Here is an 8,334-nt window from a genome sequence, read left to right as displayed (position 1 = left end):
GGCGACCTCGGCCACACGTTTCGCAGGCTCAACGGGAGCTTCCTCGCCGGCCTGCCCGCGCTGGTGGTGGCGGCGCTGGCCAAGATCTACCCCGACCTGGACCGGATCATCAAGGAGCACACCAACGAGGAGGGACGCGCCCTGCTCGACTCGCTGCACAACATGACGACCGTGGAGGCCGTCCTGCGGATGGCAGGCAAAAACATGGGCGACTACCTCGACGAGCCGCTCGAAGACATCCTGTCCACCCCCGAGGTCAGTTTTGTCTTCGACAACATCAAGCTGGGCGCCGCGGTGCCGACGCCGCCGGTGCTGATCGTGCAGGCGGTGCACGACTACCTGATCGACGTGCACGACATCGACGCGCTCGCCGACGCCTATTCAGCCGGCGGCGCCCGGGTCACCTACCACCGGGACGCGTTCAACGAACACATCTGCCTGCACCCGCTGTCCGCGCCGATGACGCTTCGCTGGCTCACCGACCGGTTCGCCGGCCGGCCGCTGACCGAGCACCTGATCCGGACGACGTGGCCGACGATGTTCAACCCGATGACCTACGTCGGGATGGCGCGGCTGGTCAAGATCGCGGCCAAGGTCATCACCGGCCGCAAGGTCCCGCACCGTCCCCTGTAGGGTCCCTGGACGCCCAGATCGGCAACCGCATGTTGAGTGTGTGTCTTGGGCTTTGCGCGTGAATCTGCGGCGGAAGAATCGCCCAGATCTCGCCGTGGGTTCACACCGAAAGCCGTGGGTTCACACTCGACGCGGCCACTTGGCCGGCTTGCGACGCCTACGAGACAGCGGCCTCCGGGGCCTCGGGCTCCATCGGCAACGCGCCGGAAGGCCGACCGGCCACCGGAGGACCACCCAGGTCGTCGCGGGCGTCGGCCGCCGCCAGCAGCGCGCACACCAGCGCGGCGATCCCCGCGGGCCACGCCAGCGTCACCGCCACCTGTAACAGGTGGAGGGCGAAGAACACCGGCGGCGCCTGGGTGACATAGGCGACGGGCGGGGTGCCCGAGACCGCGACCGCGTCGAAGTTCAGCGCGCCGTAGCGCAGCCGAACCAGCAGCGCACCCGTCCCCGCGGCCACCGCGGCCGCGACGACCATGCCGAGCGACAGCCCCAGGACCATCGCGGGCCCACGGTGCTCGCGCCGCTGCCACACCAGCACCGCGCCCACCACCGCCAGCGCCGTCAACAGGCCCAGCAGCATGGCCGGCGCGATGAAGAAGTGCTCGGATTCGGTGCCCAGATAGTCGTGGACCCGCTCGCCGGCCCGCGTGATCGCCACCACCGCGCGAATCGGTGGCGCGATCCAGGCCCACAGCCCGCCGATCGCGACGCCGGTCACAGCCACCCCCAGCGCCGCGACGAGGACCGCGCGCGCCCGCGCCTTGCGGGGAACGCCGGCGGGCTCGAACGGCGCGGGCTCGGCGTGCTCGGTCACCGCTGTGCCTCCATGTCCGCCGAGTCCACCTCGCCGTGCCGCGAGCACCGCGCCCGCCAGCCGTCGGGCCGAACCTGAACCACCATCCGGCGTCCGCACTGGGCGCAGAACCGGGGCGGCTCGAGGCCCAGCTGGGCGGCCGTCGGCACGACCGTGCCCCCCGGCTCCCCGGTGTAGACGTTGTAGACGCCGGCGCTGACCGGGGCGCCCATTTCCCGAACCACGGTCTCCAGTCTCTTACAGGCTGGCGTTGAGCGCCTTGATCGGCATCTGCAAATCCTGCAGCAGTTCCAGGTCCGCCTCGGCGGGGCGCCCGAGCGTGGTCAGGTAGTTCCCGACGATGACCGCGTTGATGCCGCCCAGGATGCCCTGCTTGGCGCCGAGGTCACCCAGCGTGATCTCGCGCCCGCCGGCAAAGCGCAGCATCGTGCGTGGCAACGCCAGCCGGAAGGCGGCGACCGACTTCAACGCCTCGCTGACCGGCAGCACCTCCAGGTCGCCGAACGGGGTGCCCGGCCGCGGGTTGAGGAAGTTCAGCGGCACCTCGTCGGGCCCGAGCTCGGCCAGGTCGGCCGCGAACTCCGCGCGCTGCTCCAGGGTTTCGCCCATGCCGAGGATCCCGCCGCAGCACACCTCCATGCCGGCGTCGCGCACCATCGACAGCGTCTCCCAGCGCTCTTCCCAGGTGTGGGTCGTCACGACGTTGGGGAAGTACGAGCGGGCGGTCTCCAGGTTGTGGTTGTAGCGGTGCACGCCCATCGCCGAGAGCTGCTCCACCTGCTCGGCGCTCAGCATCCCCAAGGAGCAGGCGATGTTGATCTCGACCTCGTCGCGGATCGCCTCGATGCCGGCCGCGACCTGCGCCATCAACCGCTCGTCGGGCCCGCGCACCGCGGCCACGATGCAGAACTCGGTGGCGCCCGACTTGGCCGTCTGCTTGGCCGCCTCGACCAGGCTGGGGATGTCCAGGCGTGCGCTGCGCACCGGCGACGAAAACAGCCCCGACTGGGAGCAGAAGTGGCAGTCCTCCGGGCAGCCGCCGGTCTTGAGGCTGATGATGCCCTCGACCTCGACCTCGGGGCCGCACCAGCGCATCCGCACCTCGTGGGCCAGCGCCAGCAGCTCCTCGAGCCGGTCGTCGGGTAGCTGCAGCACCCGCAGCACCTGGTCGCGGGTCAGGCCCTCGCCGCCGTCGAGCACCTGCCGGCGGGCCACCGCGAGGATGTCGTCGTTCGAGTCGTCGGCGTCGGTCGTCGGCCGAGTTGCCGCTTGAGTCACCAGGTACTCCCCTGCATCTTTTTGCGTGCGCGCGCACCCGCACCTGCCATTCGTGATGGCAGCCTGAACAAAATCGGTTCAAAGTAGGGTAACGGCCTCCGAGGGAGGGGACAGACGGGGTCCGCCGGGGTATGTCTGATCAATGACTGTTTGGGAGGCCCAGGCGCACGTCGAGTACCTGGCCCACCACATGCTGCTGCTGGCGATCCCCGCCTTCCTGCCGGCGATCGTGGTGGTCGGCGTCATCCTGTATGTCGCGCTGCGAGACCGCCGCAACGGCGGCGACGCGGGGGCGAGCCAGCAAAGCGACGCAACCGACAAAAAGCGTGATTGACGGGCCCTCGATCGGGGCATTCCGGTTCCTGCGAGCTGCATCACAGCTCGCCAGGCCGGGGTGCAGGAGGTTTTGACGATGGAATCGGCGGAACTCACTTTTGTGGCCGAGGCGCCGGCGCGCGGCGCCGGCCTCAACCAGGTGATCGGACTGTCGATCGCCGCCGTGGTGATCGGCGCGGCCATGCTGTGGATCGGTTATGCGCACCGCACCCACCGCATCGAATGGTTGACCCGCATCGCCGACAAGATGGGCGAAAAGTTCCACCGCCCCAATTGGGTGGCCCTACCGGTCCTGATCTTCACCACGTTCATCATCTGCGCCCTGTTCGGGTTCATCTGGGACGTCAGCTGGCACATCGGCAACGGCCGCGACCCCGGCCCGCTGGCGAACCCCGCGCATTACTTCATCATCATCGGCCTGTTCGGGATCTTCGTCGCGGGCATGTTGGCGATCGTGCTGCCCTTCGACCAGCCCGGCCCGGCGGCGGTGCGGATCACGCGTAACTGGTACGCCCCGGTCGGCGGGATTTTGATGGCGGGTTGCGGGCTGTACGCGATGATCGGGTTCCCGCTCGACGACATCTGGCACCGCATCTTCGGACAAGACGTAACCCTTTGGGGCCCAACGCATTTGATGATGATCGGCGGGGCCTGCTTTTCCCTTTTCGCGGTGCTGATCCTGGAACGCGAGGGCGAGGCGCAGGAGGGCGCGGAGGTCTTCCACGGCCCGTTCATCACGTTCCTGCGCTACCTGTCCTTCGGCGGCCTGTTCATCGGGCTGTCCGTCTATCAGATCGAATTCGACTTCGGCGTCCCGCAATTCCGGCTGGTCTTCCAGCCGATGCTGATCGCCGCGGCGTCCGCGCTGGCGGCGGTGGCCGCCCGCCTGACCATGGGCCGCGGCGGCGCGGTCATCGGGGCTTTGTTCGCCGTCGCGCTGCGGGGCCTGGTCGCGTTGCTGGTCGGGCCCATCCTGGGCGCGCCGATCAACTGGTTCCCGCTCTATTTGGGTCCGGCGCTGGTCGTCGAGCTGGTGGCGCTGACCCCGCTCCTCAAGCGCCCCATCGCTTTTGGTGCCGTCTCCGGCCTCGGCGTGGCGACCGTCGGGCTGTGGCTGGAGTCGCTGTGGATCGGCGCGGTGTACCACTACCCGTGGCCGACGAGGATGTGGGGCGAGGCGCTGGCGATGTCGGTGCCCGTGGCCGTGCTGACCGGGGTGTGCGGGGCGATGTTCGGGATGGTGCTCACCGGACAGCGGCTCCCGGGCCGCCGGGTCGGCATCGCCGCGGTGGTGTTGACGGTGTTGGTGATCGGCGCCGCGGTGGCAAACGGTTTGCACATCCTGGTGCCGAGCCACAACACCGCCACCGTCACGCTGACCGATCAGCCCAGCCAACCGGGGCGGCGGATGGTCTCGGCGGACGTGCAGCTGACCCCGCCGTTCGTCAGCGACCATCCGGAGTGGCTGACGATCCTGTCCTGGCAGGGCCGCATGGAGAACAACCGCGGCCTGATGATCGACCGACTGGAGAAGGTCGGTCCGGGGCACTACCGGTCGACCCAGCCGGTTCCCGTGTGGGGAGAGTGGAAGACGCTGCTGCGGGTACAGGACGGCCGCACGATGACGGCCGTGCCGATCTGGGAGCCCGCGGATGACGCCATTCCGGCACCCGAGGTTCCCGCGCTGGCGCAAAGCGTGCGGCCGTTCGTCCTGGAGGTGACGATCCTGCAGCGCGAACGCGACCAGAGCGCGCCGACCTGGTTGTTCACCGCCGGTGGCATCGTGGTGCTGATCCTGACCCTGATGGTGATCAGCGCGCTGACGTGGGGCGCCGGCCGGTTGAACAACGCCGAGAAATCGCCGGAGCCGGTCGAGGAAAAGCAGCCCGTGCCGGGCGCTCCCAGGGCGGCCTAGCTTGATGACGGTTCGCCGTGCCCTCGTCGCCGCGTGGGCGGCAGCGCTGACGTGCGGGCTCGTCGCCTGCGGCGGTTCGCAGCCCCAGTCGCCCGCCGCGGCCCCCGTCGTGGACGTCACCATCGCCAAGGGCCAGGTCACCCCGACCAACGCGACGCTGCAGGCCAAGGTGCACCAGCAAATCACCCTGCGGGTCACCAGCGACGCCCCCGACGAGTTGCACGTGCACTCGACGCCCGACCACAAGTTCCCGGTCGCGGCCGCGCCCGGCCAAACCTTCCAGTTCAGCGTGGACGTCCCGGGGAACGTCGAGGTCGAGCTGCATCACCTGGACCGCACGATCGCGACGATCCAAGTCCAGCCGTGAGCGCCGCCGGCGCGACGACGGTGCTCGCGCACGGCCTGGGCGGGTCAGGCGACCTCCCGGTGCCGTACCTGTATGCGATGGTCGGGGCGGCGTGGGCGCTGACGTTCACGTTCGCGCTGGTCGCGTTCGCGTGGCGGCGGCCGCGGTTCGATCCGGACAAGCCCGGCCGCCCGCTGCCGTCGGCGCTGACCTCGTTCGTCGATGCCCGGGTGACCCGCTGGACGGCGGCCGGGCTGGCATTGGCGTTCGCGGTGTGGGTGGTGTCGGCCGGGGTGTGGGGCCCGCGGTCGGAGTCCAACGCCCTGCTCGGGGCGTTCTACGTGCTGCTGTGGGTCGGGCTGGTGGCGGTCTCGTTGCTGTTCGGCCCGGTCTGGCGGGTGATCTCGCCGATGCGCACGGTGTATCTGCTGCTGCGGCGCGTGACGCCGGCGCGACTCGGTCGGCCGCGGTGGTCCTACCCCGAGGGCTGGGGCTATCGGCCGGCGGCGCTGGGCCTGTTCGCGTTCGTGTGGATGGAGCTGGCCAGCCCCAACTCGGCGTCGCTGCCGCTGGTCCGGGCGTGGCTGGCGACGTATGCGGCGCTGATGCTGGTCGGGGCGTGGCTGTGCGGGCAGCGGTGGCTGGCCCGGGCCGACCCGTTCGGTGTGTACAGCATGGCGGTTTCGCGGCTCTGCCCGTTTCGGCGCAACCGGGCCACCGGGAAGATCGTCGTCGGGAATCCGCTCGACCACCTGCCGTCGCTGCCCGTGCGGCCGGGGGTGGTGGTGTTGCTGGCGGTGCTGCTCGGGTCGACGGCGTTCGACAGCTTCTCGTCGTCGCCGACGTGGCGGGGGTTCGCCGACGAGATTTCGCGTAGCTTCGGCCTGGCGCCGACGCTCTCGTCATCGCTGTTGCGCACCGTGGGGCTGATTGTCTTCATTTCCGTTGTCGCGGTGACGTTTTCACTTGCCGCGCGCGCCACCGGCGGCGTCGACCGCGAGCAACGCCGCGCCCTGCCCGGGCGGATGGCGCATTCGCTGATCCCGATCGTGGTGGGCTACATCTTCGCGCACTACCTGTCCTACCTCGTCGAGCGCGGCCAGCAGGCGGTGTTCGCGCTGGCCGATCCGTTCGGCCGCGGCTGGAACCTGTTGGGGCTGGCGCATTGTCACGTCACCTACGTGCTGTCGGCGCATCCCCCGGTGCTCGCCGGCATCAAGGTGGCGTCCGTGGTGACCGGGCACATCGTGGCGGTGGTCGCCGCCCATGACAGGGCACTGCGGCTGCTACCGGCCGGCCATCAGCTCACCGGGCAGCTCACGATGATGCTGGTCATGGTCGGCTACACGTTCACCGGCCTGTATCTGCTGTTCGGCGGGTAGCTCGGCCCTGTCGTCGTGAATCCACGGCTTTCGCGCCGTGGCTTCACACGCGAAGCCCAGGATGCACACGCCCTACAGCGGGTGCTCGACCTTCTTGCCGCCGTCCCAGCGGCGCAAGCCGGTGAACCGGCAGTCGAGCTGCGACGGCCAGCCCGCGATGCGCAGCGCCCGACCGAGCTGGTGGCCGCCGACGCGGCGCGCCATCGTCACGTGCGCGGTCCATTGGCCGGGCAGGCTGTTGGTCATCGGCGCCGGCTCGAGATGCGGACCGCACAGCCGGTGCACCTCGGCGTGCAGCGCCAGCAGTTCGCTCGTCGGCACGATCACCCGCGCGAACACGAAGTTCACCCGCCCGAACAGCACCGGCGCGCCGATCGCGGCGTCCATTGGAAGTCGTCGGGCGACCGGACCCAGCAGCGCGTCGACCTGGGGGTCGATGCGTTCGGCGACGGCCAGCGTGACGTGCGGCCGGCTGGCCGGCGCCTGGCTGGGGATGCCGGCGGCGGCCAACGCTTGCCAGATGCCACGAATGGCTTCTTCGGTGTCGGGGTCGAAGACCAGCTCGATGGAATGGACCATCAGCGCACCAGCGCGCTCACCCAGTCGCGGTCGAATGCCTCGGCGCTCATGGCCGCGAAGTCGCGCATGGATGCCGCGTCGGCGGGCAGCGCGGCCCGCACCGGGGCCAGCTTCGCCAGCGCGGCCCGGTTCGACGTCTCCACCAGGCCGGGTCGGGCCGGCCAGCTCCCGATGACCAGCCCGGCGCACGGAACTCGTTGGGCGGCAAGGGCTTCCAGGGTCAGCGCGGTGTGGTTGAGGGTGCCCAGCTCGGCGCCGACCACGACCAGCGCCGCGGCGCCCAGCCCGACGGCGAGGTCGCGCAGCGTGACGGCGGGGTCGGCGAGTTCGACCAGCAGGCCGCCCGCGCCTTCGACCAGCGTCAACCGCCCGGGGCGGTCCAGGTCGCGGATGCGCCGCAGCACCCGCTCGCCGGTGGGCAGCGTCGTCCCGGCCTGCTCGGCCGCGGCGGCCGGCGCCATGGGCAGCGGGTAGCGGGCCAGCCCGACAAGTTCGGTCACCCCGGACAGCCGGCCCACCTCGGCGAGGTCGTCGTCGCCGGCGTCGGTGCCGGTCTGGACCGGCTTGCACACCGCCACGTCGAGGCCGGCCTGGCGGGCGTGGCAGGCCAGGGCCGCGGTGACGACCGTCTTGCCGACCCCGGTGCCGGTGCCGGTGACGACCAAAACGGTCAACGACGCGCCACGCCGAGCACGTCCGTCAGCACCCGGCGCGCGGTCTCGAGGTCGTCGCCGTCCAGCGACGCGCGCGCCGACAGGCGCAGCCGCGAGGTCCCGGCGGGCACGGTCGGGGGCCGGAAGCAGCCCACCTTGACGCCGGCGTCCAGGCAGGCGGTCGCGGCGGCCAGCGCGACTTCCGGATTGCCCAGGATCACCGACACCACCGCCGACGCCGGCACGTCGGGCACGCCGCACGTCTCGGCCAGGAAATGGGCGTGGCGAAGGACCGCGTTCGGTCGCCACGCCTCGGCCTGCAGCACCCGCAGCGCGGCGCGCGCGGCGCCCACCGCCGCCGGCGCCAGGCCGGTGTCGAAGATGAACGGCCGGGC

Annotated in this window: 11 protein-coding genes; 5 read left to right on the top strand and 6 right to left on the bottom strand. The window is 70.7% G+C overall.

Annotated features, from left to right (window positions below; translation table 11 throughout):
• A partial coding sequence (locus A5706_RS13975) for a lipase family protein (protein WP_231985289.1) occupies positions 1 to 633 on the top strand: 633 nt, incomplete at its 5' end.
• A gap of 157 nt (positions 634 to 790) precedes the next feature.
• Here the strand turns inward: A5706_RS13975 and A5706_RS13970 are convergent.
• From A5706_RS13970 to bioB, 3 genes are read right to left on the bottom strand one after another with little or no spacing between them, the layout of a single operon-like run.
• Positions 791 to 1,450, bottom strand: coding sequence for a DUF2567 domain-containing protein (locus A5706_RS13970; RefSeq protein WP_068131495.1), 660 nt, complete (start codon positions 1,448 to 1,450; stop codon positions 791 to 793).
• Positions 1,447 to 1,662 carry a hypothetical protein gene (locus A5706_RS13965; protein ID WP_156767112.1) on the bottom strand — a complete coding sequence of 72 codons (216 nt, stop codon included), beginning with the start codon at positions 1,660 to 1,662 and terminating at the stop codon, positions 1,447 to 1,449. The genes A5706_RS13970 and A5706_RS13965 overlap by 4 nt, the downstream gene beginning before the upstream one ends.
• A 25-nt stretch (positions 1,663 to 1,687) precedes the next feature.
• A complete protein-coding gene (gene bioB, locus A5706_RS13960) occupies positions 1,688 to 2,728 on the bottom strand; it encodes a biotin synthase BioB (protein WP_068131490.1) in 1,041 nt (346 codons plus the stop codon).
• A gap of 142 nt (positions 2,729 to 2,870) precedes the next feature.
• On the opposite strand from bioB, the gene A5706_RS13955 reads away from it, so the two are divergent.
• From A5706_RS13955 to A5706_RS13940, 4 genes are all read left to right on the top strand, one after another.
• Positions 2,871 to 3,062 (top strand): hypothetical protein, encoded by a 192-nt coding sequence (locus A5706_RS13955; protein WP_068131488.1) that lies wholly within the window; start codon positions 2,871 to 2,873, stop codon positions 3,060 to 3,062.
• A 78-nt stretch (positions 3,063 to 3,140) separates the two neighbouring features.
• Positions 3,141 to 4,979: a hypothetical protein gene (locus A5706_RS13950; protein WP_068131486.1), complete on the top strand. Its 1,839-nt coding sequence runs from the start codon at positions 3,141 to 3,143 to the stop codon at positions 4,977 to 4,979.
• A gap of 4 nt (positions 4,980 to 4,983) precedes the next feature.
• Positions 4,984 to 5,346 carry a hypothetical protein gene (locus A5706_RS13945; protein ID WP_068131484.1) on the top strand — a complete coding sequence of 121 codons (363 nt, stop codon included), beginning with the start codon at positions 4,984 to 4,986 and terminating at the stop codon, positions 5,344 to 5,346.
• Positions 5,343 to 6,707, top strand: coding sequence for a hypothetical protein (locus A5706_RS13940; RefSeq protein ID WP_068131481.1), 1,365 nt, complete (start codon positions 5,343 to 5,345; stop codon positions 6,705 to 6,707). Before A5706_RS13945 ends, A5706_RS13940 begins: the two co-directional genes overlap by 4 nt.
• Positions 6,708 to 6,779: 72 nt before the next feature.
• Here A5706_RS13940 and A5706_RS13935 read toward each other — a convergent pair whose 3' ends face one another.
• The 3 genes from A5706_RS13935 to A5706_RS13925 form a co-directional block, all read right to left on the bottom strand.
• On the bottom strand, positions 6,780 to 7,286 hold the full coding sequence (locus A5706_RS13935) for a 2'-5' RNA ligase family protein (RefSeq protein ID WP_068131480.1): 507 nt from the start codon (positions 7,284 to 7,286) through the stop codon (positions 6,780 to 6,782).
• Positions 7,286 to 7,960: a dethiobiotin synthase gene (bioD, locus tag A5706_RS13930; RefSeq protein WP_068131478.1), complete on the bottom strand. Its 675-nt coding sequence runs from the start codon at positions 7,958 to 7,960 to the stop codon at positions 7,286 to 7,288. The genes A5706_RS13935 and bioD overlap by 1 nt, the downstream gene beginning before the upstream one ends.
• On the bottom strand, positions 7,957 to 8,334 hold a 378-nt coding region (locus A5706_RS13925; protein ID WP_197517824.1), incomplete at its 5' end, for an aminotransferase class I/II-fold pyridoxal phosphate-dependent enzyme. The genes bioD and A5706_RS13925, both read right to left, overlap by 4 nt.

The organism is Mycobacterium sp. E796 (assembly GCF_001672815.1).
GTDB lineage: Bacteria > Actinomycetota > Actinomycetes > Mycobacteriales > Mycobacteriaceae > Mycobacterium.
Note: the sequence above shows the minus strand (reverse complement) of the source record. Positions and strands in the feature narration are given on the sequence as shown.

Bases quoted from the DNA above. Each gene is read 5' to 3' on its own strand.
- A5706_RS13965 (WP_156767112.1), bottom strand. From the start codon at position 1,662: ATGGGCGCCCCGGTCAGCGCCGGCGTCTACAACGTCTACACCGGGGAG.
- A5706_RS13955 (WP_068131488.1), top strand. From the start codon at position 2,871: ATGACTGTTTGGGAGGCCCAGGCGCACGTCGAGTACCTGGCCCACCAC.
- A5706_RS13950 (WP_068131486.1), top strand. From the start codon at position 3,141: ATGGAATCGGCGGAACTCACTTTTGTGGCCGAGGCGCCGGCGCGCGGC.
- A5706_RS13945 (WP_068131484.1), top strand. From the start codon at position 4,984: ATGACGGTTCGCCGTGCCCTCGTCGCCGCGTGGGCGGCAGCGCTGACG.
- A5706_RS13935 (WP_068131480.1), bottom strand. From the start codon at position 7,286: ATGGTCCATTCCATCGAGCTGGTCTTCGACCCCGACACCGAAGAAGCC.